This is a genomic window from Collinsella sp. AM43-1 (genome assembly GCF_003467925.1).
Classification (GTDB): Bacteria; Actinomycetota; Coriobacteriia; order Coriobacteriales; family Coriobacteriaceae; genus Collinsella.
Genome location: NZ_QSFR01000012.1, coordinates 1 through 23,282, shown reverse-complemented (window position 1 = coordinate 23,282; position 23,282 = coordinate 1). Strand labels below are relative to the sequence as shown.

At 60.4% G+C, this 23,282-nt stretch carries 19 protein-coding genes and 5 tRNA genes; 4 read left to right on the top strand and 20 right to left on the bottom strand.

Translation table 11 applies throughout. The annotated features are described in order from the left end of the window. Window positions 1-253 precede the first annotated feature (253 nt). The 12 genes from carB to rpsF form a co-directional block, all read right to left on the bottom strand. Window positions 254-3,568, bottom strand: a complete 3,315-nt coding sequence (carB, locus tag DW925_RS07015) for a carbamoyl-phosphate synthase large subunit (RefSeq protein ID WP_117790683.1) — start codon at window positions 3,566-3,568, stop codon at window positions 254-256. 1 nt (window position 3,569) lies between these two features. After that, window positions 3,570-5,009 (bottom strand): glutamine-hydrolyzing carbamoyl-phosphate synthase small subunit, encoded by a 1,440-nt coding sequence (carA, locus tag DW925_RS07010; protein ID WP_117790682.1) that lies wholly within the window; start codon window positions 5,007-5,009, stop codon window positions 3,570-3,572. A gap of 207 nt (window positions 5,010-5,216) precedes the next feature. Next, entirely contained in the window at window positions 5,217-6,182 is a 966-nt protein-coding gene (locus DW925_RS07005; protein ID WP_055251358.1) for a hypothetical protein, read from the bottom strand. Window positions 6,183-6,201: 19 nt separating this feature from the next. Continuing rightward, a complete protein-coding gene (locus DW925_RS07000) occupies window positions 6,202-7,974 on the bottom strand; it encodes an ABC transporter ATP-binding protein (protein ID WP_117790681.1) in 1,773 nt (590 codons plus the stop codon). Window positions 7,975-8,221: 247 nt separating this feature from the next. Continuing rightward, a complete protein-coding gene (locus DW925_RS06995; protein ID WP_199577053.1) occupies window positions 8,222-8,917 on the bottom strand; it encodes an NUDIX domain-containing protein in 696 nt (231 codons plus the stop codon). Window positions 8,918-8,938: 21 nt separating this feature from the next. Next, entirely contained in the window at window positions 8,939-10,243 is a 1,305-nt protein-coding gene (gene purD, locus DW925_RS06990) for a phosphoribosylamine--glycine ligase (protein ID WP_117790680.1), read from the bottom strand. A 118-nt stretch (window positions 10,244-10,361) separates the two neighbouring features. Next, window positions 10,362-11,648, bottom strand: coding sequence for an adenylosuccinate synthase (locus DW925_RS06985; RefSeq protein ID WP_022094075.1), 1,287 nt, complete (start codon window positions 11,646-11,648; stop codon window positions 10,362-10,364). A 93-nt stretch (window positions 11,649-11,741) separates the two neighbouring features. Further along, the gene (dnaB, locus tag DW925_RS06980; RefSeq protein WP_006235827.1) at window positions 11,742-13,139 is read right to left on the bottom strand and encodes a replicative DNA helicase; all 1,398 of its coding nucleotides are present in this window, start codon (window positions 13,137-13,139) and stop codon (window positions 11,742-11,744) included. Window positions 13,140-13,356: 217 nt separating this feature from the next. Next, complete coding sequence (gene rplI, locus DW925_RS06975; protein WP_022094073.1) at window positions 13,357-13,896, bottom strand: 50S ribosomal protein L9; 540 nt, start codon at window positions 13,894-13,896, stop codon at window positions 13,357-13,359. 15 nt (window positions 13,897-13,911) lie between these two features. Further along, a complete protein-coding gene (rpsR, locus tag DW925_RS06970; RefSeq protein ID WP_006235829.1) occupies window positions 13,912-14,178 on the bottom strand; it encodes a 30S ribosomal protein S18 in 267 nt (88 codons plus the stop codon). Between the two features lie 72 nt (window positions 14,179-14,250). Beyond that, window positions 14,251-14,703, bottom strand: coding sequence for a single-stranded DNA-binding protein (locus DW925_RS06965; protein ID WP_006235830.1), 453 nt, complete (start codon window positions 14,701-14,703; stop codon window positions 14,251-14,253). Window positions 14,704-14,751: 48 nt separating this feature from the next. Continuing rightward, entirely contained in the window at window positions 14,752-15,045 is a 294-nt protein-coding gene (rpsF, locus tag DW925_RS06960) for a 30S ribosomal protein S6 (protein WP_006235831.1), read from the bottom strand. A 505-nt stretch (window positions 15,046-15,550) separates the two neighbouring features. On the opposite strand from rpsF, the gene DW925_RS06955 reads away from it, so the two are divergent. After that, a tRNA-Ser gene (locus DW925_RS06955) sits at window positions 15,551-15,641 on the top strand. Window positions 15,642-15,689: 48 nt separating this feature from the next. Continuing rightward, window positions 15,690-15,780, top strand: a tRNA-Ser gene (locus DW925_RS06950). A 163-nt stretch (window positions 15,781-15,943) separates the two neighbouring features. Here DW925_RS06950 and DW925_RS06945 read toward each other — a convergent pair. Continuing rightward, complete coding sequence (locus DW925_RS06945; RefSeq protein ID WP_117790679.1) at window positions 15,944-16,951, bottom strand: hypothetical protein; 1,008 nt, start codon at window positions 16,949-16,951, stop codon at window positions 15,944-15,946. Between the two features lie 304 nt (window positions 16,952-17,255). Here DW925_RS06945 and DW925_RS06940 point away from each other — a divergent pair, with 304 nt between their 5' ends. After that, window positions 17,256-17,945 (top strand): trimeric intracellular cation channel family protein, encoded by a 690-nt coding sequence (locus DW925_RS06940; protein WP_233540253.1) that lies wholly within the window; start codon window positions 17,256-17,258, stop codon window positions 17,943-17,945. A 106-nt stretch (window positions 17,946-18,051) separates the two neighbouring features. Further along, window positions 18,052-19,197, top strand: coding sequence for a polymer-forming cytoskeletal protein (locus tag DW925_RS06935; protein WP_117790678.1), 1,146 nt, complete (start codon window positions 18,052-18,054; stop codon window positions 19,195-19,197). A gap of 129 nt (window positions 19,198-19,326) precedes the next feature. On the opposite strand, the gene typA is transcribed toward DW925_RS06935, so the two are convergent. The 7 genes from typA to DW925_RS06900 form a co-directional block, all read right to left on the bottom strand. Next, window positions 19,327-21,165: a translational GTPase TypA gene (gene typA / locus DW925_RS06930; RefSeq protein WP_117735836.1), complete on the bottom strand. Its 1,839-nt coding sequence runs from the start codon at window positions 21,163-21,165 to the stop codon at window positions 19,327-19,329. A gap of 117 nt (window positions 21,166-21,282) precedes the next feature. Then, window positions 21,283-21,732 carry a hypothetical protein gene (locus DW925_RS06925; RefSeq protein ID WP_117790677.1) on the bottom strand — a complete coding sequence of 150 codons (450 nt, stop codon included), beginning with the start codon at window positions 21,730-21,732 and terminating at the stop codon, window positions 21,283-21,285. A gap of 30 nt (window positions 21,733-21,762) precedes the next feature. Further along, the gene (locus DW925_RS06920; protein WP_117735835.1) at window positions 21,763-22,119 is read right to left on the bottom strand and encodes a hypothetical protein; all 357 of its coding nucleotides are present in this window, start codon (window positions 22,117-22,119) and stop codon (window positions 21,763-21,765) included. A gap of 33 nt (window positions 22,120-22,152) precedes the next feature. Beyond that, complete coding sequence (locus DW925_RS06915) at window positions 22,153-22,653, bottom strand: bifunctional nuclease family protein (RefSeq protein ID WP_117564020.1); 501 nt, start codon at window positions 22,651-22,653, stop codon at window positions 22,153-22,155. Between the two features lie 182 nt (window positions 22,654-22,835). Continuing rightward, window positions 22,836-22,912: transfer RNA gene (locus DW925_RS06910), tRNA-Ile, on the bottom strand. A gap of 4 nt (window positions 22,913-22,916) precedes the next feature. After that, window positions 22,917-22,992, bottom strand: a tRNA-Ala gene (locus tag DW925_RS06905). 67 nt (window positions 22,993-23,059) lie between these two features. Further along, a tRNA-Ile gene (locus tag DW925_RS06900) sits at window positions 23,060-23,136 on the bottom strand. Window positions 23,137-23,282: the final 146 nt, after the last annotated feature.

Here is a 23,282-nt window from a genome sequence, read left to right as displayed (position 1 = left end):
CCGCCGACAAAACAACCTTCACCGCCACAGCCCAATAAATCCAAAACGTGGGCGCCGTCGTTCAAACGAACGACGGCGCCCGCACTCATTTTATATTCAGCCCTAGTCATCGCACAAAGCCCCTTCGGCAGCACACGGTGCAGCCAAGTCACCGCAGGCCGGGGCGGGAGGCGGACCTTTCTCTCGGAAAACTTCGCGAAGCCCAGTTTCCGAGAGGAAGTGTCCGGCTGCCGCCCCGGCCGACCAGGTCACACTACACCGTGTGCTGCGGCAGGTCCTGCAGGGCGATGACGTCCATGCCCATGTCGTTGGCGCTGCCGTGACCCTGCTGGTCCTCACGCACGGCCTCGATGGCGCTCACGTACGTGTTGGCGGCAGACATCGCCGTCACGCAGGTCACGCCGCGGCGCACGGCCTCGGTACGCAGCAGGTAGCCATCGCCACGCGAGCCCGGACCGTACGGCGTGTTGATGATTACCGCAATCTTGCCATCGGCGATGAGGTCGCCGATGTTGGGGCACTCGCCGTCGTGCGGGCCGCTGATCTTCTCCACGACTTCGCACGTCACGTTGCCGCCGCGCAGCACGCGCGCCGTACCCTCGGTGGAGCAGATGTCAAAGCCCAGGTAGCGCAGGATGCGGGCGACCGAAAGGATATGGCGCTTGTCGCGGTCGCACACGCTGATGAATACCTTGCCGGCACTGGGGTCGGGCAGCTTGTAGTCTATCGCCAGCTGCGTCTTGGCGTATGCCTCGGGATAGCTCTTGGCGATACCCATGACCTCGCCGGTCGACTTCATCTCGGGCCCCAGGATAACGTCGGCACCGGGGAAACGACCCCAGGGCATAACGGCTTCCTTCATGCAGAACCAGTCCAGCTGACGCTCGTCGCTCGGCAGGCCCAGGCTCGCGATGGAATCGCCCGCCATGATACGCGCCGCGCACTTGGCCAGCGGCACGCCGGTGGCCTTGGAGATAAACGGCACGGTGCGACTCGCGCGCGGGTTGGCCTCGATCACGTAGACGGTCTCGCCCTTGATGGCATATTGCACGTTGACCAGACCGCGGACTCCCAGCGCCATCGCGATGCGGCGCGTGGTCTCGCGGAGCTTCGCCTGCAGGCTCTCGCTAAAGCTGAACGGCGGGATGCAGGTCGCGGAGTCGCCGGAGTGAATACCGGCTTCCTCGATATGCTCCAGGATGCCGCCGATGTATACCTCTTCGCCATCGCACAGGGCGTCGACATCGGACTCGATCGCACCCTCCAGGAAGCGGTCCAGATACACCGGGTAGTCGGGGCTGATGCGCGCAGCCTCTGCCATGTAATCGCGCAGATGCTCGGCATCGTAGGCGATCATCATGCCGCGGCCGCCCAGCACGTAGCTCGGACGCACCAGCAGCGGGTAGCCGATGTGCGCGGCCACGGCCTCGGCCTCCTCAAACGAGGTGGCCTGGCCCGCCGGCGGGTACATGATGCCCAGCTTGTCGAGCAGGGCGGCAAAGCGCTCGCGGTCCTCGGCAAAATCGATGGCGTCGGGCTTTGTGCCCATAATGTTCACGCCGCTCTCCTCGAGCATGCGCGCCAGCTTAAGCGGGGTCTGGCCGCCGAGCGTCACCACGACGCCGTCGGGGCGTTCAACATCGATAACGTCCATGACGTCCTCGTAGGTGAGCGGCTCAAAGTACAGACGGTCGGACGTGTCATAGTCGGTCGAGACGGTCTCGGGGTTGCAGTTGACCATGATGGTCTCGAAGCCGCGGGCCGCCAGCGCGTAGCTCGCGTGCACGCAGCAGTAATCGAACTCGATACCCTGGCCAATGCGGTTGGGGCCGGCGCCCAGGATCATCGCCTTGGGCTTGTCCGCCGGCGTGGTCTCGTCGGGAGCCACGCACTTCTTGGCATCCGGACTCGTGCGGTAGATGTTCTCGTACGTCTTGTAGTGGTACTCCGTGGCGCTCGAGAACTCCGCAGCGCAGGTATCGACCGTCTTCATGCTGGGAACCACGCCCAGACCCTTGCGATAGGCGCGCACAAAGCGCTCGTCCGAGCCGGTCAGCGCGGCGATCTCGGCGTCGCTCGTACCGTACTGCTTGAGCAGGCGCATCGCGTCGGCGTCGATATCCTCCACACGCAGGCCGCGGATGCTCTCCTGGACCTGCACCATATCGTTGATACGGTTGAGGTACCACGGATCGATACCGCAGATGGCATGGATGCGGGCGATGTCCCAGCCACGGCGCAGGGCCTCGACCACAAAGAAGATGCGGTGCTCGGTCGGGGTTGCCACGGCCTGAGCGAGCTCGTCGTCGCTCAGCTTGTCGGCACCCTCCTTGCCACCGGCGCAAATGCCCTGATGTCCGTCCTCCAGCGAGCGCATGGCCTTGCCAAAGGCCTCCTCAAAGGTGCGGCCGATCGCCATGATCTCGCCCACGGCCTTCATGCGCGTGGTGAGCGTGGGGTCGGTACCCTTGAACTTCTCGAAGGCAAAGCGCGGCACCTTGACCACGCAGTAGTCAATCGTGGGCTCAAAGCAGGCGGGCGTTGCCTTGGTGATGTCGTTGACGATTTCGTCGAGCGTATAGCCAACGGCCAGGCGCGCGGCGGCCTTGGCGATGGGGAAACCCGTGGCCTTGGAGGCCAGTGCGGACGAGCGGCTCACGCGCGGGTTCATCTCGATGACGATCAGACGGCCGGTCTGGGGGTTCACGGCAAACTGCACGTTGGAGCCGCCGGTCTCGACGCCGATCTTTTCCAAGATGGCGAGCGAGGCGACACGCATGCGCTGATACTCAAGGTCGGAGAGGGTCTGCGCCGGTGCCACCGTGATGGAGTCGCCGGTATGCACGCCCATGGGATCGAGGTTCTCGATGGAGCACACGATGATGCCGTTGCCGGCGTGGTCGCGCATGACCTCCATCTCGTACTCTTTCCAGCCCTCGATGGACTCCTCGACCAGCACCTCGTGGGCAGGCGAAAGCTCGAGGCCCTGGCTCACGATAGAGACGAGCTCCTCATGGGTATGCGCGATGCCGCCGCCGGCACCGCCGAGGGTAAAGCTCGGACGCAGCACGCAGGGATAGCCCACGCGCTCGGCGATGGCCTCGGCGTCAGCCACGCTATAGGCGTAGCCCGAGCGCGCGACCTCCAGGCCGATCTCGGCCATGGCCTCGTTAAAGAGCTTGCGGTCCTCGCCGCGCTCGATGGCGGCCAGGTCGCAACCGATCATCTCGACGCCGTACTTGTCGAGCGTGCCGTCCTTTGCCAGCTCGACGGCGGCGTTCAGACCGGTCTGGCCGCCCAGCGTGGGCAGCAGCGCGTCCGGGTGCTCTTTCTTGATCACGCGCTCGATAAACTCGGCGGTGATAGGCTCAACATAGGTGCGGTCAGCCAAGCCCGGGTCGGTCATGATGGTCGCCGGATTGGAGTTGACCAGGATGACCTCAAAGCCATCCTCCTTGAGCACCTTGCAGGCCTGGGCGCCGGAGTAGTCGAACTCGCAGGCCTGACCGATAACGATGGGGCCCGAACCAATAACGAGGATGCGCTTGATGTCAGTACGTTTAGGCATGTTAGTTCTCCTCGGTCGCAGCGTTCTCGGACTCGGCGAAATTCCAGCCGGCGAGGCGGTCCTTCGCGGTGTCGATGTCCAGGTAGTTCTCCTCGCCGTCCATGAGTCGCGTAAAGGCGGTAAAGAGATAGTGGGCATCGGTGGGGCCGGGCGAAGCCTCGGGGTGGTATTGGACCGAGAAGCACGGGGCGTCGAGCAGCTGGATGCCCTCGGCGGTGCCGTCGTTGAGGTTCACATGTGTCAGGCGAATGCGGCCAAAGCGCTCGTTCATCACGACCGGCGCGATACCGCGGCGCACCCAGGCGCGCAGGTCGCCATCGGCCGCATGCTCGGTTTCGCCGCCGGAAAGCTCCGGAATCAGTTTGCCCAGACTGGGGAACAGCAGGCCAAAGCCGTGGTTTTGCGCGGTGATCTCCACGCGACGGCTCACCAGATTCATAACCGGCTGGTTACCGCCACGGTGACCGAATTTAAGCTTTTCCATTTGGGCGCCGCAGGCCAAGCTGATCATCTGGTGACCTAGGCAAATACCAAAGACCGGCACCTTGCCGATCAGCTGCTGCACCTGCTCGTAGGTCTCCACCACGGCGTCGGGGTCGCCGGGGCCGTTGGACAAAAAGACGCCATCGGGATTCATCTCGAGCACCTGCTGGGCGGGAGTATCCCACGGCACGACGGTAAGGTCGCAGCCGGCGCGGACCAGCCCCTCCAGAATGCCGCGCTTCACACCGCAGTCGTAGGCGACCACTTTGTGACGGGCAGGAGCGGCAACCGCAAGCGCAAAGTCATGCGTGGCAGGCAGGTCGGCGGCCACAAACTCGTGAGGCGCGGGGCAACTTACGGTCTTGACCAGGTTCTCGCCTACCAGCGTGGGCGCTGCGGCCAGACGCTCGGCAAGCTCGTCGACGTCGAAGATCTCGGTCGAGATAATGCCCATTTTGGAACCATTGTCGCGCAGATGGCGCACCAGAGCGCGGGTGTCGACACCCTCGATAGCGACGATGCCGTGAGCGCGCAGGTACTCCGGCACGCTGACGGCCGAGCGCCAGTTAGAAGGCGTGGCGCACATGTCGCGAACGATCATGCCGCGCATAGCCGGAGCGCTCGCAGGGCGCACGGCGTCGCCAGGGAAGGCCGACTGGACATCGGTCTCGTCGATACCGTAATTGCCGATCTGCGGATAGGTCATGGTTACAATTTGGCCGGCATAACTCGGGTCGGTCATGACCTCAAAGTAGCCCTCGAGCGAGGTGTTGAAGCAGACTTCGCCGGTCGCGGTGCCCTCGGCGCCGCATGCACGTCCATAAAAAATGGTCCCATCCTCAAGATACAGGATACAGGGACCGCAGGTGCCCTTGCTGGTTTTGGCCAGCATATGCTGGCAAAGCTCGCTGGGCGCGAAGGTGCGGGCGGCAGCGCCCGCGGTATGGTTGTTCGCCATAATTCTCCTTCCCGGTCTCACAGGACCGGCTTAAAGGTGTGTAGTTAGGCCTCGCGGTATTGTAACCGCAAGCATGCCTCATGGCGTTAATTTCATCAAATTGTTTACGAAATGATAATTATGACTTTCTATGCATAATGATTATTTAATCCCCGTCCCAGAAAAATCATCCCGCGGGGCTTGTGGCTCACGCGGGATGATGGCGTCTTACTTTTTCTTGTCCTGTTCCAGCAGATCGGACGGTGAGCGATCGGGCTTGCCGCCGCGGAAAATCTCGCGGCCATGCAGACGATGCTCCAGGTCACGTTCGGCCTTTTCCTCGTCAATCTTGGTCTGGCTCACCACCGGGTCCTCGATCAGCGACGAAACCGAGTTCACCTGTTTTTGAATGCGCTCGGCAATGGTGTCGTCCATGCTTACGATGCGCATCTTCCAGTCGATGCTCGTGGCGTTGGATGAGCTCTTGGTCCACACAAACGTCAAAATGGCGCTCTGATGACCCCGCGCGGGGAACATGCCAAAAAAGGAATCGTGCTGAATGTTGCTATCCTCGTCGATATAGGCGTGAACGTTATACACCACGCGGTCAATCTTGTCGTTGAGCAGGGCGTTGGTCGCAAGCGCCGCGGCCTGGATCTGCCCGTTGGACAGCAGCTCGAGCTCATTGGCAGACGACGTGTCCAACACCGTCACCTCAACCGTGCCCGTACGCTCATCGGCCTCGTCGACAGAAAAATCGAGCGGGAACTGCGTAAAGCCGTTGCCCCATTCGAGTCCACCCTTGAGCGCGGTCGAGACGGTATCCACCGAAACGCTCTCGGACAGGTTGGCGGTATTCAGACGGCGCATCACGCCGTAGCCGATCTGCATGCCCACGATCAGCACCAAAATACCAATGACTACGGCCATCGCGGTCTTCGTAATGGTATGGCTCACCTGCGAGCCCGAAGGATCGTCCTCGGACAGCGGGTCGATATGTTTTGCCTGGCTCGCGCGGTCCTCGCTGCGCAGCTGCGCTAGCGCCGCTTTGTCACCGCGCTTGGCCGCAGCCTCCTTCTCACGCATGCGCTCGGTTCGCTTTTTGGCAAGCGTGGGATCCAAGACGCCGGATGCATCGATTTCGGAGAATAACTCCGTCACTTCTTCCGGAGTCAAAGGGTTCTTGTCAGCCATAAACTTCCTGTCATATCAATCAGTCGAGCTCGTGCGCACGCGCACCTTCGAACTGCATTCGATAGTAACGGGCATAGGTGCCGCCACGGGCGAGAAGCTCCTCGTGCGTGCCACGTTCCACAACGCGACCATGCTCAACGGTCGCAATCTCATCGGCGTGTTTAATGGTCGAGAGACGGTGGGCGATGATAATCGTGGTGCGGCCGCGTGCCAGCTCTTCGAGTGACTCCTGCACCGCCTCCTCGCTCTCGTTATCCAAAGCACTCGTCGCCTCGTCCAAAATCAGGATCTTGGGGTTCTTGAGAAACACGCGCGCAATGGCAACGCGTTGCTTCTGTCCGCCCGAAAGACGGCTGCCGCGCTCGCCCACGACCGTGTCATAGCCCTGTGGAAGCGACTCGATAAAGGCATCGATGTTGGCGCGACGGGCGGCCTCGGCGATCTCTTCTGCCGTAGCGCCCGGCTTGCCGTAGGCGATGTTCTCGCCGATTGTTCCGTCAAACAGGTAGACATCCTGCTGCACCAGGCCGATGGCGCGGCGCAGGCTCTGCTGCGTCACATCGCGCACGTCCTGGCCGTCGATGCTAATGGATCCGGCAGCCACGTCATAAAAGCGCGGCAGCAGCGAACAGGTCGTGGACTTGCCACCGCCCGAAGGGCCAACCAAAGCGATGGTCTGCCCGGGCTTGATGGACAGATTCATATGGTCGATAACGGGACGCTCGTCGGCATCACCCTCGCCCAGCTCAACGTCCTCGTAGTTAAAGCACACGTCGTGATAATCCACGGCGCCGGCAGTCACCTGCAGATCCGTGGCACCCGGCTTGTCCTGGATATCCGGCGCGGTCGAGAGCACCTCGTCCATACGCTTAAAGCCGGCGATAGCCTTCTGATACGTTTCGGCCGAATTGACGAGTGTCTCGAGCGGCGTGCAGAACAGCGAAATATAGAGTGCAAAGGTCGCCATATCGACCGCCTGCAGCTGTCCCTGGGCGACCAGCCAGCCGCCCAGCAGTACCACGATCACATAGAGCACACCCGAGAGCAGGCCATACGTCGCAGTATAGACGCCCATGGCGTGATACATGTTCTCCTTGGACGAAAGATAGCGATTGTTGGAGGCGCGGAACTTGAAGCGTTCGGTCTCCTCATTGGCAAAGCTCTTGACCACGCGCATACCCGCCAGCGAATCCTGCAGCTGCGCATTGATGCCGCTGATCTTTTTGCGGTTGTCGCTAAAGACCTCGCGCATGCGCATGTTCTGCCAAAACATGATGACCGCAAACGCCGCCGTCACCACGGCCATAGCGAGCGCCAGCACCGGGGCGATGGTAAAGAGGATCACAAACGAGCCGATAATCTCGATGCCGCAGATGATGATCCACTCGGGCACGTGGTGTGCCGCCTCGCAGATATCGAACAGGTCGTTGACCACGCGGCTCATCATATCGCCCGAGCTGTTGCGGTCAAAGTACGCAAAGCTAAAGCGCTCATACTGGTCAAACAGGTCCTCGCGCATTTTGGACTCCATACGCGCGCCCATCACGTGACCCCAATAGCTCACAAAATAGCGGCAGGCGCAGCGGACGGCATACATCAGCACCAAGCCCACCGCAATCATGCCGAGCGCCTGCATAATGACAGCCTGACCCTGAGTAAAGAGCCCACCGGTCAAATTGCGCAGGATAATGGGGAACGCCAGGTCAATGGCGGCAAGCACCAGAGCACAAACAGTATCGGCAACAAAAAGCCCCATCTGGGGCTCGTAATACGAGAGAAACCTTTTAAACATGCAATCCTCGAAGAGAAATAAATAGCGTGAGAAATCTGGTTGAACCGGTCAGGCTGAAAACAAAGCGTCCCAACAAGCATAACGCCGATGTTCTGGCAGCGTCAGCGAAAACGTCCCTAAGCGAGCAAGGTGCCTTGAAAGAGGAGCGACGCGTACTTCGGTACGCGAGCGACGATTGAAAGGCAGATTGCCGCTTAGGGGCGTTTGCAGCGTCGACTCGTTACGCGGTTTGGTAAAACCGCGTAACCTAGAGCTCCGCACCCCCAAGGCGATGCGCGATGCTATCGCAGGCCAAGGCGCCCGCGACGGTCTTGGCGTCTTCGATCTTGCCGTCGAGCACGGCGTCGATCAGCTCGTGCAGCGGCACCAGGTCCACGTTGACAAACTCGTCATCATCGGGGTTGGGCGCATCAAACTCGAGCTTGGTAGCCAAGTAGATGTGGATGATCTCATCGCAAAAACCGCAGGACGTGACAATCGACGTCAAAAAGCGAATGCGACCAGCCCTAAAGCCCGTCTCCTCATGCAGCTCGCGTTTGGCGCAATCGAGCGGGTCCTCGCCTGGATCGAGCTTGCCGGCGGGAATCTCGACCGTCACGCGGTCAATGGCGGTGCGGTACTGACGCACCAGTACGATCTTGCCGCTCTCGGTCAGCGCCACAACGGCCGCCGCACCCGGATGGCGAACGATATCGCGGGCGCTGCGGCGACCGTTGGGCAGCTCAACCTCAAGACGGTGGACGTCGAGGATCTTGCCCTTCCAGGCGCACTCCTCCGAAAGAATCTTCTCGTGCAGCTCGGCATCGTGCGGGTCGTCGTCGCCCAGCACCAGCGCCGGCTCGTCAGCGACCTCGCCGCCGGGCTCGTCCTCGGCGTGCCCATACATGCGGCTGTCCTCCTCGACGATCTGCGCGTCCACGAGTTCTTCGTTCTTCTCGTCCATCCGTCTCATTCCTCTCGGATTTTAGGCATCCCAAGCGTCGCGGCCACGCAGCGCGCGCAGGCCAATGTCGTGACGCAGGGTCTTGCCCTCAAAATCAATCTTCTCGCAGGCCTCGTAGGCAAGGTTGCGAGCGTTCTCGAACGTGTCGCCCAGAGCGGTCACGGCAAGCACGCGGCCACCATTGGTCACGAGCTGGCCGTCCACCACGGCAGTGCCCGCGTGGTAAACGGTCACGTTCTCCATGGCCTCGGCATCCTCAATGCCAGTGATGACCTTGCCCTTCTCGTAGCTGCCGGGATAGCCCGCGCTCGTCAGGACAACGGCCACGGCCCACTCGTCACGCCAGTCGAGCTCAATCTGATCGAGCTCGCAGTTGGCGCAGGCGAGCATGACCTCGACCAGGTCGTTCTTAAGGCGCGGCAGCACAACCTGAGTCTCGGGATCACCAAAGCGGGCGTTGAACTCCAGCACCTTGGGGCCGGCGGGGGTGAGCATAAAGCCGCCATACAGGCAGCCGCGGTAGTCGATGCCCTCGGCAGCAAGCTCGGCCACGGTCTGCTCCATGACCGCCACCATCGTGGCGTGCTCTTCATCGGTCACGATGGGCACCGGGCTGTAGACGCCCATGCCACCGGTGTTGGGGCCCTTGTCGCCCTCGAGCGCGCGCTTGTGGTCCTGCGAAGTGGCCATGGGGCGCACGGTCTTGCCGTCGGTAAAGGCCAGCAGCGAGCACTCGGGACCGGTCAGCATCTCCTCGATGACCACGGTGCTGCCGGCATCGCCAAAGGTGCCGCCAAAGCACTCGCGCACGGCCTCCTCGGCCTGCTCAAGTTCGGTCGCCACGATAACGCCCTTGCCCGCGGCAAGGCCGTCGGCCTTGACGACCAGCGGAGCGCCCTGCTCACGCACATAAGCAAGAGCCGAAGCCTCGTCGGTAAACGAGCCGTAGGCTGCCGTCGGAATGCCCGCGCGCTCCATGAGCTGCTTGGAGAACAGCTTAGAGCCCTCCATCTGGGCGCCCTCGGCACCCGGGCCAAAGCAGGGAATACCCACCGCGCGCACGGCGTCGGCCACGCCCGCCACAAGCGGAGCCTCGGGGCCAATTACCACGAGTCCGCATCCGTGGCTCTGCGCAAACGCCGCCACGGCCGCAGGATCGCAATCGTCGAGAACAACGTTCTCGCCGCAGCTCGCGGTGCCGCCGTTGCCCGGCGCGATGTAGAGCTTGCCGGCGCGCGGTGATGCTGCGAGCTTAGCTGCCAAAGCATGCTCACGGCCGCCGCTGCCCAACAACAGGATGTCGATGGTTTGAGTGTCCGCCTTCAAGGGTGCCTCCTCTATGGATGAATGGCCCGCTCCGCGCGAGCCCTTTGCAAGCAAATATACCCCTCGGCCGCCCGCTTGGGCTGCAAAGGGGTATATCGCAATAACCAAATAGTCCCGATTACTTCCAGAATCGGTTGATGATCTGCTCGCGACCGGCGCCGACGCCAATGAACGTCACGCGGGTGTGTGCCAGATCCTCGATAAACGCCACGTAGTCCTGAGCCTCCTGCGGCAGCTCATCAAAGCTGCGGCAACCGGTGATGTCGCACTTCCAGCCGGGGAGCTCCTCGTAGATGGGCTTGGCATGCTCAAAGCGCACCTGATGCTCGGGCACGCTGGTGTAGCGCTCGCCATCGACGTCGTAGGCCACGCACACCTTGATGGTGTCGAAAGCCGAAAGCACGTCAAGCTTGGTCACGGCGATGTCGGTGAGGCCGTTGACGCGCGAGGCATAGTTGGCGATAGGGCCGTCAAACCAGCCGCAACGACGACGGCGACCGGTGGTCACGCCGTACTCATAGCCCTCCTCGGTCAGCGTGTGGCCGGCCTCGGACTCATAGGAAAGCTCGGTGGGCATGGGGCCCGAACCGACGCGGGTGATGTAGGCCTTCATGACGCCCAGCACGCGGTCGACGTTCTTCATGCCCACGCCGGAACCGGTGATGGCGCCGCCGGCGGTGCAGTTAGAAGACGTCACGTACGGATAGGTGCCGTGGTCGATGTCGAGCAGCGTCGCCTGGGCGCCCTCAAACAGCAGGTCCTTGCCCTCATCGATCATGTTGTTGAGCAGCAGGCTCGTCTCGGTGATGTAGGGGCGCAGGCGCTCGGCCATCGGCAGGTACTCGTCGCAAATCTGGTCCACGGTGTAGGTGGGCAGGTTGTAGATGAGCTCGAGCTCAGGGTTCACGCGGGCGAGAGCGGTCTCCAGCTTGTCGCGGAACAGTGCCTCGTCCAGCATGTCCTGCATGCGCAGGCCGATGCGGGCCATCTTGTCCTGATAGCACGGACCGATACCGCGCTTGGTGGTACCGATGTTCTTCTTGCCGAGCTTCTGCTCAAAGGCGCCATCCAGATCGATGTGGTACGGCATGATGACATGCGCGTTGCCGCTAATCTTGAGGTTCTTGGTGGTGATGCCGTCGGCCTCGAACATGTCGATCTCCTCAAGGACAACCTTGGGGTTGACGACGCAGCCGTTACCGATCACCGACACGTGGTCGGAATACATGATGCCGGAGGGCACCTGGTGCAGGCCGTACTTCTTGCCGTTGACGACGATGGTGTGACCGGCGTTGTTGCCGCCCGAGTAGCGCACGACGGCATCGAAGTCGCCGGCGACCAGGTCGCAAATCTTACCCTTGCCCTCATCGCCCCACTGGGCACCGACCAAAACGGTTGACGGCATGTTTACTCCTTACATTCATGGACTGTCTACGCGCCACGCCGGCACGCAGAAGCACAAAACATTCCCAGTATACCCGTGCAACGGGCGCCTGTCCTACTCCTCGGCATGTGCCCCATCAAGCTCATAGAACTTGGTGGATGCCGGCAGGAACATCAGGTCGACGTCGCCGATCGGGCCCGAACGGTTCTTGGCCACGACGATACGCGTAACGCCCTCGTCGGGTCGATCGTCGCGCGAGGCTTCGGCCTCGTCGGCGGAGCGGTCCAAGAACATGACGATATCGGCGTCCTGCTCGATGGAACCCGATTCACGAAGGTCGGAAAGCTGAGGGCGCTTGCCGGTACGGGATTCGACCTGACGCGAGAGCTGCGACAGCGCGATGAGCGGGATCTTGAGCTCCTTGGCCATGATCTTCAGACCACGCGACATCTCCGAGACCTCGACGGTACGACTCTCGGAGCGACGTCCCGGCGGAGGACTCACCAGCTGCAGGTAGTCCAGGATGATGATGGCCTTCTCCTTGTTATGGAGCATACGGCGGCTCTTGGCGCGAATCTCGGTCACGGTGGTGCCGGGCGTATCGTCAATCAGAATATCGAGCTTGGACAAGGTCTGCGTGGCCTCGTTGATATTGGCCCACTGCTCGGGGCTAATGCGGCCCATGCGGAAGTCGCTGATCGAGATCATGGCGTAGGCGCAAATCAGGCGCTGGGCAATTTCCTTGCCCGACATCTCCAGCGAGAAGAAACCGACGGTATAACCAGCGGCGGCAGCGTTGAGCGCCAGATTCAGGGCGAACGACGTCTTACCTACAGCAGGACGGGCGCCGATAATGATGAGCTGACCCTCGCGAAAACCCATGAGCATGCGGTCGAGCGACGGAAAGCCGGTGGGCACGCCCGCAGCCTGACCACCGGCCTGGCACACTTCCTCGGCCTCGTTATAGGCCTCGACCATAAACTCGGTCAGCGTCTTGTAGCTCGACTTGACCTCGCGCGCCGTGACCTTGAGCAGCTTGCTCTCGGCCAGCTCCACGACCTCTTTGGTGTCGGTGGGGGCGTTATAGGCCAGCGCGTTGATCTCGTTGGTGGCGCCGATCAGCTCACGCAGCATCGAATCGCGGCGAACGATGGCGGCATGGTGCTGCCAGTTGACGAGCGACAGGGTCTGACCCATCAGCTCCAAAATGTAGGCCTCGCCGCCCACGGCATCGAGCTTGTTGATGCTTCGCAGGTAATCGATCAGCGAGATGGAGTCGATGGGAATGCGGCTGTTGTACATATCGACCATCGCGGTATAGATGGTCTTATGGATGGGCCGGTAGAAGTCATCGGGCTGCAGCTCGACTTGGGCCTCTTCGACCACCTCGGGCGATAGCAGCATAGCGGCCAGTACATTGGCCTCTGCATCTTGGTTTTGGGGAAGACCCAACTTTGAGCCGCGGTCCTCAACCGTCAGCCCGGTCTCCCTATCGTCATATGCCATGAGCATCCTCATTCATATCGCTTGCGAGCATCCATAGTATCAGCCACGGTCCCAAAACGCGCCACGCGCCACCAATCATCACCGAACGAAACGGATGAACGGTCCCGTATATAGGACTTCGACGCACGTTCACCATGACACTCACTCAGCGCAAAAAACAAAAGGGCGCCCCGGTTTCCCAGAGCGCCCTTCTTAGAACAAGATTGTTGCGTTGCAGCAAATGCTACTCGGCAGCAGCCTCAGTCTCGACCTCGGCGGTCTCGGCCTCGGCGACCTCAGCGGCCTCCTCGACCTCAGCCTCGGCAGCGAGCTCCTCGGCGGTAACGCCGACGAGAACGACAACCTCGGCCTTGATCTCGCGGTACAGCGAGATGGCAACGGTGTGGGCACCGGCAACCTTGATGGGCTTACCGAGCTCGACGCGCTTGCGGTCGATGTCCATACCGAGCTGAGCCTTGATGGCGTCAGCGATCATAGCGGCGGTAACGGAGCCAAAGAGGATGCCCTCGTCGCCGACCTTGACGTCAACGGTGACCGTCTTGCCCTCGAAGGCAGCCTTGGTCTCGTTGGCGGTAGCCAGACGGACGGCCTCGCGCTTGGCGATGTTGTTGCGACGCTCGTCAAGCTGCTTGAGGTTGCCCTTGGTGGCGGCAACAGCGAGCTTCTTGGGGAACAGGAAGTTCTCAGCGTAACCCTGAGCGACCTCTACGACGTCACCCTCGCCGCCCTTGCCCTTGATCTCATCGAGAAGAATAACCTTCATGATGCGTCTCCCTTCTTAGCCGCGGTCGCGGTTGCCACGAGAGGAAACCACGGGGACGGTGTACGGCAGGAGGGCCATCTCGCGGGCGCGCTTGATGGCGTTGGCGATGTCATGCTGATGCTGCGTGCAAGCGCCAGTGACGCGACGGGGCTTGATCTTGCCACGGTCGGTCATGTACTTACGGAGAAGCTGAGTGTCCTTATAGTCGATGAACTCAGTGTTCTCCTTGCAGAACTGGCAGTACTTACGACGCGGCTGACGTGCAGAAAAATCATTAGCCATGTCAAAATACCTTTCATTTGGCAACTTCGGCGAACCGAAGCCGCCTCTCACTCAAAAATAGGTGAACAACCCTTAGAACGGGATGTCCTCATCGTAGACGTCGACCGCGGGCGGCGTGGCCACCGGTGCGGCAGGACGTGCTGCGGGCGCGGGAGCTGCGGGGGCGTAACCGCCCTGATCGTAGCCACCCTGGCCACCACGGGAGCTCATAAACTCGATCTCATCGACGATGACCTCAAGCTTGCTCCTGCGCTGACCGTCGCGCTCCCAAGAGCTGTAGCGCAGCTTGCCCTCGATCGCGACCTTGTTTCCCTTTGCCAGGAAACGGCTCACGGCCTCGGCGCGGGTGCCGAACATAGTGCAGTCGACAAAGTTGGGATAGTCCTCCCACTCGCCAGTCTGCGCGTTACGGCGACGATCGTTCACGGCGACGCCAAAGGACAGAACCTGGGTTCCGCCGGCGGTGGCGCGCAGCTCGGGATCGCGGGTGAGGTTACCGGTGATGTTCACTCGATTGATGCTCATAACTCACTACTTCCTCTTGGGGCACAAGCCCAGTCCAAAACGACAGTCTTACTCCTGGTCGTCGCGACGGACGATCATGTGGCGGACCACAGCGTCGGTGATGCGCAGGACGCGATCAAGCTCGGCGATCTGGGTAGGATCTGCGTGGAAGTTGATGAGGGTGTAGTCACCATCGGTGAGGTCGTTGATCTCGTAGGCGAGCTTGCGCTTGCCCCACTCGTCAACGGAGTCGACCTTGCCAGCGCCCTCAGCGATCGTGGTATCGATACGCTTCATAACAGCGAGACGAGTCTCGGGGTCGAGCGACGGGTCAACAAAGAACAGCAGTTCATAAGCCTTCATATTGTCACCTCCTCTGGGCAAATGTGGCTTCAGGTCGTGAAGGTGCGCCTGAAGCAGGAAAAGACTTGGTAATAATATCTTTCAACCTCCTAGGCTGCAAGAATATGCAGCTACAACCTCATGACCTCCACATATGCCCATACTCACACGACGTTTCATGCGCATTCCAACCAAATGCTGACCAAAAGCTTGACGGATCTGTTGACAAGATACGGTGCCGTGGGGACAAGCTGAGCCAAGCCGCAGGTCAACGGGCACAAGGCTGTGGTCGCAAAATGCATACCAGTGGCCCACAGCACCACCCAAAGATTTTTAAATTCATTGCCAAGTCGCTTATGAATACCCTTTTTTGAACAATTGAGTTGATCAACCACGCTGGTCGGAAGCCGTTTTTTGGCACCTCAAGCCCCACTGCAGCGCCAAGCACGGCCAAGCGTTTTAAAAAATGCCAACTTTTCTGTTTGCACTTTGCGATTCCTCGTGTATACTGACTTTCGCATTTAACGGAGAGTTGTCCGAGTGGCCGAAGGAGCACGATTGGAAATCGTGTAGGCGTCAAAAGCGTCTCCAGGGTTCAAATCCCTGACTCTCCGCCAGTTAATTCCAAAGCAGGCCTTCGAGCCTGCTTTGTTTTTACCCCACGCGGAGGGGTGGCAGAGTGGTTGAATGCGGCGGTCTCGAAAACCGTTTGGCCTGTATAAGGTCACGAGGGTTCGAATCCCTCCTCCTCCGCCATTTTGGTTGAGAAAGCTCCCGGCAACGGGGGCTTTTTTGTTATCGAGATACGTCTCGATCCCGCCTTTCCCTCAAAAACATGTACGTCACCCTCCAAAACCGACATTTTTCGGCATCTTTGAAGGCTGACGTACACGTTTGGATTGAGCTCACGGGAGTGGCACTATTCGGAAGGCGCCTCTTCGTCTCGCATGCCTTTCCAGTTGCGGATTAGCGCCTTGCGTAGTTCGTTTTGCTCTCGCTGGTAACCGGTGTCGGTACAGCGAGGCATGCCGAGCGCTTCGCGAATGTTGTTCATGGCGCGGTGAAAGGCGAGCTGGCTGCCGAACTGAGCCGAAGTGAGCGTAACGATTCGATATCCCATTTGGGAGAGAACGGCCTCTCGCTCCGCATCTGCTCCCTTGCGCTCGAGCTCATCGTGAAAACCGCCCTTATATTCGATACCGAGCTCCCTGCGCTTATAGGTCACGAGCGCATCGATTTTGAGTGTTCGAGCTTTGGCGCAATGCCAGAGACGTTGAGGGATCTCGAGCGGTTTGTTGAGTTCGATACCTCTAATGCCAACGCCGCCTTCGCTTGTTGGGAGCGAGAGGGCAATTGCCGAAGCGGTCTCCATAGGCGAGGCCGAGTGATCGTAGATGTGCCCGAGCGCGAGCCGTGCACGTGTGGCACCGGGTTTGCCGGGGTGCCGATCGAGCAGTTCGGTTATTTCATCCTTGGAGGTGGTGGCTGGTTGCTCGGTATAAGGGTCGGCGGGATTGAGCCTCATGCGATAATCGCCGCAAACTTCATAGCCATATTCGAGATATTCGATCCTATCCATCCACTCGGCAGCGAGCACGAAGGTGAAGGCTTCGTCGGTGATGAAGATTCCGGGCGTCAACTCGTCAATATGCTCGTAGGGAAGATTTTGTCCAAGAATGTGGCAAACGACGCCTTTGGTACGAATTCGCTCAAATTCGAATACAACCGCGATATCGATAGTCTTAAGCATATCGGACGGAATGCCACAGTCGGTAAGGGCCTGTCGTATGCGCGCAACACGTTGCTGGGTGGAGATGCCTTGTGCGCCTATCTGGTAGTCGTGCCGCGCAAGAGACTGAACCAAATTCTGGGGTGCATGATGGACAAACCATGCGGTTTTATGCGAAATGAGAACAGGGGTATCCATTGAGGGCCTCTCGCTCTGAGCCGGTATCCAACTCTTGTGTCCGTTGAAGTGGGGAAATATACCGGATGTGAGTAAATCAACTCACTCATGCTGTGAGCTCAATCCAAACATGTACGTCAGCCTCCAAAGATGTCGAAAAATGTCGTTTTTGGAGGGTGACGTACATGTTCTGGACCCCTGGCATTCCAGCAACGCCACGCCCCCACCCGGTCCCGACCGTTTACCGAGCAATAGGGTCGCCACGCCCGCCAACCATGTACTATGTACGGGCATTGTCTAAACCCACGATCCAAAGGACCCCATCTTGCCCGTCATTGCCGCTGTAACCGTTACCTCACATGCCTCGGATGCCATGGTCGCCATTCCGTTTTGGCTCGAGATGTTCGCCGTCGTCGCGGCATCAATCTCGGGCGTGTTGGTCGCGCGCGAGCACAAACTCGACCTGGTGGGCGCCGTCGCGCTCGCCGTGGTCTGTGGACTGGGCGGCGGTCTTTTGCGCGATATGACGCTGCAGGTGGGCAACGTCTACATCCTCAACCAGCCGATGGCGCTCCCGCTTTCCATTGCCACGGCAGCCATCATCTACATTTTCCCGGCAATCGTCGATAAGCCCGAAAAACTCATTCCCCTGCTCGACATCATCTCGGTCGGCATCTATGCGGCCACCGGCGCGGACAAGGCGCTGGTCTACGGATTTGCACCCGCCGTGTGCATCATGATGGGCTTTTTCACCGCCGTGGGCGGCGGCATGCTGCGCGACGGCTTTATGGGCGTGGTCCCGGGCATTTTCCAACGTACTAACTTTTATGCCATCGCCGCCATCGCCGGATCGACAAGCTATGTGTGTCTCGTTATGAGCGGCATCATGAGCAATGTCGCCGCGCTGGTCGTATGCGTTGTCGTGGCCATGGGTCTGCGCTGGCTCTCGCTGCGCTTTGACATCAAAAGCCCCACCGAAGAGGACATCGCGCGCTTTTTGCACCGCAAAAAGTAGATTGCGCGGGCTCATCCTTCGAAATACAACCGAGAGGTTCTTTTAGAGCGCCCACGCGTTGGGTACCCTGTTAGATGCATATCGAGCATCTAACGAAGGATTCACTATGCCCCGCAATCAATTCCCGTCGACCCAGCGCTGTAAAGCGTGGGGCCGCATCACCATCCTATTCGCACTCATCGCGCTGGCGATCACCGCGCTTCCCACGGCGTCGTTCGCCGGCACGGACACCGCAGGAAACGTACTTGCGACCGACAATGACGCCAATCCGTCCGGCGTCGAAGGTGACCTGTACTGGGCAGGTCAGAGCCTCAACCTGGACGACACCTCCATCGACCGCGATATCATCGCCGCGGGCGATACCCTCTCGATCCGCGACTGCACGGTGGGCGGCGCCGTCCGCTTGGCGGCGCGCACCATCGACATTGCCAAGACTACGGTTGATGGCAGCGTGACCGTTGCCGGCCAGCATGTCGTGCTCAATTCCGACAGCACCGCCAACTGTTTCTATGCGATAGGCGAGACGGTTGCCCTGCGCGGCTCTACCAAGTCGGCAGCGCTTGCGGGCGATACGGTGACTATCGATGGCACCGTCGAGGGCGATGTCGAGGTTTGGGCCGATAAGCTCATCCTGGGCAAGAACGCCCACATCACCGGCACCGTGAACGCGCACGTCTCCGAGGACCCCGAGCGCGCCGCGGGAGCCGAGGTCGGTGCGCTCAAGATCGACCGCACCGAGAACGAAGATACTTCCACCGTTAACGATGTCATCGGCGGTATCGTCGCCGCGGCGCTTTCCACCTGCTTTGTCGCCCTACTGCTCGAACTCGTCTTTCCGCGCGCAACCGCCAGCGCCGCCGGCATGCTCCACCAGCGCCCCATGCCCCTGTGGGTGAGCGGTCTTCTGGGCACGATTGCTATCGTCCCCGCCGTCCTACTGCTAATTATCTCTATCGCTGGTCTGTCGCTTGCCGGAGCCCTCATGTGCGGTGTTATTGGCATCGCGTTGGTGTCGAGCGCCTTTGCGGGGTGCGCGATCGCCCGCATGGTCGGACACAACCAGAACCGCTACGCCATGGCAGCCGCGGGCGGCGTGGCCGCGGGCGCGCTTACGGCAATCCCCCTCGTAGGCGATTTCATCAGCGGCGTGGCCTTTGTCTTCACGCTCGGCTATGTTATCCAGATCATCTGGCGCAACGCTCACCTCAAGTCGCAACAGCCGGCTAATACGCCGGAACTCCCCACCGCCTAGCCGCCAACCACCACAAAGGGGACAGGCACCTTTGTGGTGGTGCAAGCGAACCTGCCCCCCTTGCACCAAAAAGGGCGCCGACCATCGCGGTCGACGCCCTTTCTTATTGGCGGTTATAAGCCCCAGCGCTTATTTGTTGACCTGGCCGGCGCGGACGGCAGCCTTCTTGCGGTCGGTGGCGTTGAGCAGACGCTTGCGCAGGCGGATGTTCTTGGGAGTAATCTCGACCAGCTCGTCGTCGGCGATGTACTCCAGCGCCTCCTCTAGCGAGAAGGTGCGGGGCGGCACCAGCTGGACAGAGATATCGGAGGTCGAGGAACGCTGGTTGCCCAGGTTCTTGGTACGGGCGATGTTGACGACCATGTCGCCTGCCTTGCTGCGCTCGCCCACGATCATGCCCTCGTAGCACTCGGTGCCCGGCTCAACAAACAGCTGGCCGCGCTCCTGCAGCGTACCCAGAGCATAGGCAACGGCCTTCTCAGTGGTCATGGAGATCATGGCGCCGTTCTGACGGTTACCGATCTCACCAGCGTAAGGACCATACTCCAGGAAGGTGTGGTAGAACACGCCTTCGCCGTGGGTGACGTTCATGATGCGGTTCTTAAGGCCCATGATGCCACGCGTCGGGATCTTAAACTCAAGGTGCGTCACGATGCCCGAGGTATCCATGCTCGTCATGATGCCGCCGGAGGTACCGAAGACCTCAACGACCTTGCCCGAATATTCGTCCGGGCACTCGACGACGGCCTGCTCGACGGGCTCCATCTTGTTACCGTTCTCGTCCTTCTTAAACAGAACGCGGGGACGGCCGACCTGGAACTCAAAGCCCTCGCGGCGCATGGACTCCATCAGAACAGACAGGTGCAGAATGCCGCGGCCCGAGACCTCGACGCCGCTCTTGTCCTCGAGCTCCTCGATCTTCATGGTCACGTTGTTCTCGGCCTCGTTGAACAGACGCTCCTTGAGCTGACGGGCGCCCACGATGTCGCCATCGCGGCCGACGAGCGGAGAGGTCGAAGCCTCAAAGACGATAGACAGGGTCGGCGGGTCGATCTCGATGGGCTCGAGCTCGACGGGGTTCTCGGGGTCGGTGTAGACATCGCCGATATCGGTGCGGTCAATACCGACAACGGCGGCGATGTCGCCGGCGCCGACTTCCTGGCACTCGGTACGGCCCAGGTAGTCGAAGGTAAAGAGCTGTTTGACGGTAGCGGTGGCGCTGGAGCCGTCGTTCTTGACAACCAGGATCTGGTCGCCCTGGTGAATGGCACCAGAGTACACGCGGCCGATACCGATGCGGCCGACAAAGTTAGAGTGGTCGATGGTCACGCACTGCATGGCCAGCGGAGCGGTCTCGTCAACCTCGGGTGCGGGCATGTCGTCGATGATCATGTCGAGCAGCGGGTACATGTCCATGTTGCCGTCCTCGGGATCATGACGGGCAAAGCCGTTGACGCCGCTGGCGTAGATGACATGCTCCATGGCAAACTCAAGCTGGTCGTCGGTAGCACCCAGGTCGGCCATAAGGTCCAGGCAGTCGTTGTAGGCCTTCTCGGGGTTGGCACCCGGACGGTCGATCTTGTTGATGACGATCATGATCTTAAGGCCGGTGTCGATAGCGTGACGCAGCACGAAGCGGGTCTGGGGCATGGGACCCTCAAAAGCGTCGACCAGCAGCAGGGCGCCGTCGGCCATACGCAGCACGCGCTCGACCTCGCCGCCGAAGTCGGCGTGGCCCGGGGTGTCGATGACGTTGATCTTGACGTCCTTGTACTCGATAGAGATGTTCTTGGCGAGAATCGTGATGCCGCGCTCGCGCTCCTGGTCGTTAGAGTCCAGGACGCGGTCCTCGACCTGCTGGTTGGCACGGAAGGCGTCCGTGGCACGCAGGAGCTTGTCGACCATCGTCGTCTTGCCGTGGTCGACGTGGGCGATGATGGCGATGTTCCTCAGATTGTCTACGCGCATGTAGTTCCCCTATCTTCTATCCATATACAAACGGCACGCGTATGCGGCCCGCCCAGCGATACAACGCTCAGCGGGAATATTGAGCCTTTTACCGAAAACTCGTTTATTTTAGCGATTTTAGATGAGAGGGGTTTCCTCACCTGCAGGTTCAGGGTCGCTCCACATAAAACCATCGCCGGCGCCCATGCCCTCATACAGCACATATGCCGAAAAACCGCTCTCGAGCGTAGTCTCAAAGAAGCTCACGAGCAGAGCGTCGTGGTAGCCTCCGTCAATCTCGACGCAGCCGGTATAGCCAATGGCATAGCGGGCGATACGGCCCAGACCCTCGTCCTTAAGACCCATCTTATGCTCGGAGATAAAGTTGGTGGCCGCCTCGAGGCACGCCTCTTCGCCATCTTCGTCGAGTGCGGCCAGATAACGGTTGGAAGCGGCGTCCTCAATTGCCACAACCACGCCCGGGTTCTCGCCCGCGGCCAGGTCGTCCAAGAACGCACCAATCAGGTCACACACCATGGCGTCGAGCTCGGCGGAGACGTTAGCGGCGTCCTGCATATCCTGTGCCATCTTTAGACCTTCCCATCGAGTCCGGCGTCGTTACAGTTCTTGTGCCTCGGCAGCAATCTTGGCGGCAGCGTCGCGGGCGCGCATCATATCCATCGCGCGCTTGTCGAGTACCTTGATCTGGTTGGTCAGCATTACCGCATCGACCACACCCCAGATCACGAGGCCCGTAGAGATCGAAAACCCAAGCGCACCAACTGTACCACGAAGGCGCGAGCAGATAGCCGCGACAAGGGCGGAGACGACAACCATCTTGATAAACGAGCCGCGGCGCTCGCGAAGCGTGCGGGCCTGCGTCACATAGGCAATGCGTGCCGCCTCAGAAGCCTCCGAGCGCATCTGGGCCTCGCGCGCAATGGCCGCCGCCTCAGCCGACATACCGCCGGCCATCAGCGAACACTCCGCAACTCTGCCGCCCCGCATTTAGAAGTCATCGGGGGAGAGCGTATGGACGAACTCGTCGAACTTCTCGAACTCCTGCTCGTCGTCGACATCCTCGGCGTGGGTAGAAACAGTGCCCAAGCGATTCATGATGTCGTCCTCCACAAACATGGGAGCATTGCTGCGCACGGCAAGGGCAATGGCGTCACTGGGGCGGGCGTCGATCTTGCGCTCCTCGCCATCGACCAGTACGACGATCGTCGCGTAGAACACCGGCGGCTCGGCGCGAACGATCTCGATGCGCTCGAGTTTGGCACCCAGGGCGTCAACGGTATCGAGCAGCAGGTCATGGGTAATCGGGCGCTCGGCGCGGCCGCTATCGATGCCGCGGCTGATGGCAGCAGCTTCAAACGAACCAGTCTGAATGGAAAGGGAACGCAGCGGCGCGGGCGAGTCCGATTTGCTGCTGCGCTCACGAAGCACGATAAGCGATGGCACGGGACCGGCGGCCATGACGATGGTCTCTATGTCGACACGAACCATGGAACACCTCCGGTACGTAGCGGTTAACACGCGGCAGCCCGCCGCATTGAATAGCTATACTACCCAAACTTTCGCACAGCACACAAAATCAAAGTAGTCTTTTTGGGACGGGGCTCTTTTGACTACTCCAGCAGGTAAGAAAAAAGCCCCGAGGAAACCCTCGAGGCTCTTCACAGTTTTGATGGTGGACCTGACAAGATTCGAACTTGTGACCTCCCGGTTATCAGCCGGACGCTCTAACCAACTGAGCTACAGGTCCATCATGGTGGAGGTTAGGGGGATCGAACCCCTGACCTCAGGCTTGCAAAGCCCGCGCTCTCCCAGCTGAGCTAAACCCCCACGGAGACAGTAATAAACACCCCAGCGGCGACTCGGCTCTCGCTGGGGTGTTTATTGCGAAAGAAAGTGGTGGACCTGACAAGATTCGAACTTGTGACCTCCCGGTTATCAGCCGGACGCTCTAACCAACTGAGCTACAGGTCCATCGCGCAAGGGATATATTAGACGAGTCGTTACGCGCACGTCAACAACTTTTTTGAAAATCTTTGAGAGGGGTGGTCGCCGGGCTGACGAGATGGTTTTGGTTTGCTGCTCGGACAGTCCTGCGCAAGACGAAGGCCACATTAAGT

Excerpts from the sequence above, each read along its gene's own strand:
- carB (WP_117790683.1), bottom strand. The coding sequence starts at position 3,568 with ATGCCTAAACGTACTGACATCAAGCGCATCCTCGTTATTGGTTCGGGC.
- carA (WP_117790682.1), bottom strand. The coding sequence starts at position 5,009 with ATGGCGAACAACCATACCGCGGGCGCTGCCGCCCGCACCTTCGCGCCC.
- DW925_RS07005 (WP_055251358.1), bottom strand. The coding sequence starts at position 6,182 with ATGGCTGACAAGAACCCTTTGACTCCGGAAGAAGTGACGGAGTTATTC.
- DW925_RS07000 (WP_117790681.1), bottom strand. The coding sequence starts at position 7,974 with ATGTTTAAAAGGTTTCTCTCGTATTACGAGCCCCAGATGGGGCTTTTT.
- DW925_RS06995 (WP_199577053.1), bottom strand. The coding sequence starts at position 8,917 with ATGGACGAGAAGAACGAAGAACTCGTGGACGCGCAGATCGTCGAGGAG.
- DW925_RS06985 (WP_022094075.1), bottom strand. The coding sequence starts at position 11,648 with ATGCCGTCAACCGTTTTGGTCGGTGCCCAGTGGGGCGATGAGGGCAAG.
- dnaB (WP_006235827.1), bottom strand. The coding sequence starts at position 13,139 with ATGCTCATGGCATATGACGATAGGGAGACCGGGCTGACGGTTGAGGAC.
- rplI (WP_022094073.1), bottom strand. The coding sequence starts at position 13,896 with ATGAAGGTTATTCTTCTCGATGAGATCAAGGGCAAGGGCGGCGAGGGT.
- rpsR (WP_006235829.1), bottom strand. The coding sequence starts at position 14,178 with ATGGCTAATGATTTTTCTGCACGTCAGCCGCGTCGTAAGTACTGCCAG.
- DW925_RS06965 (WP_006235830.1), bottom strand. The coding sequence starts at position 14,703 with ATGAGCATCAATCGAGTGAACATCACCGGTAACCTCACCCGCGATCCC.
- rpsF (WP_006235831.1), bottom strand. The coding sequence starts at position 15,045 with ATGAAGGCTTATGAACTGCTGTTCTTTGTTGACCCGTCGCTCGACCCC.
- DW925_RS06945 (WP_117790679.1), bottom strand. The coding sequence starts at position 16,951 with ATGGATACCCCTGTTCTCATTTCGCATAAAACCGCATGGTTTGTCCAT.
- DW925_RS06935 (WP_117790678.1), top strand. The coding sequence starts at position 18,052 with ATGCCCCGCAATCAATTCCCGTCGACCCAGCGCTGTAAAGCGTGGGGC.
- typA (WP_117735836.1), bottom strand. The coding sequence starts at position 21,165 with ATGCGCGTAGACAATCTGAGGAACATCGCCATCATCGCCCACGTCGAC.
- DW925_RS06925 (WP_117790677.1), bottom strand. The coding sequence starts at position 21,732 with ATGGCACAGGATATGCAGGACGCCGCTAACGTCTCCGCCGAGCTCGAC.
- DW925_RS06920 (WP_117735835.1), bottom strand. The coding sequence starts at position 22,119 with ATGGCCGGCGGTATGTCGGCTGAGGCGGCGGCCATTGCGCGCGAGGCC.
- DW925_RS06915 (WP_117564020.1), bottom strand. The coding sequence starts at position 22,653 with ATGGTTCGTGTCGACATAGAGACCATCGTCATGGCCGCCGGTCCCGTG.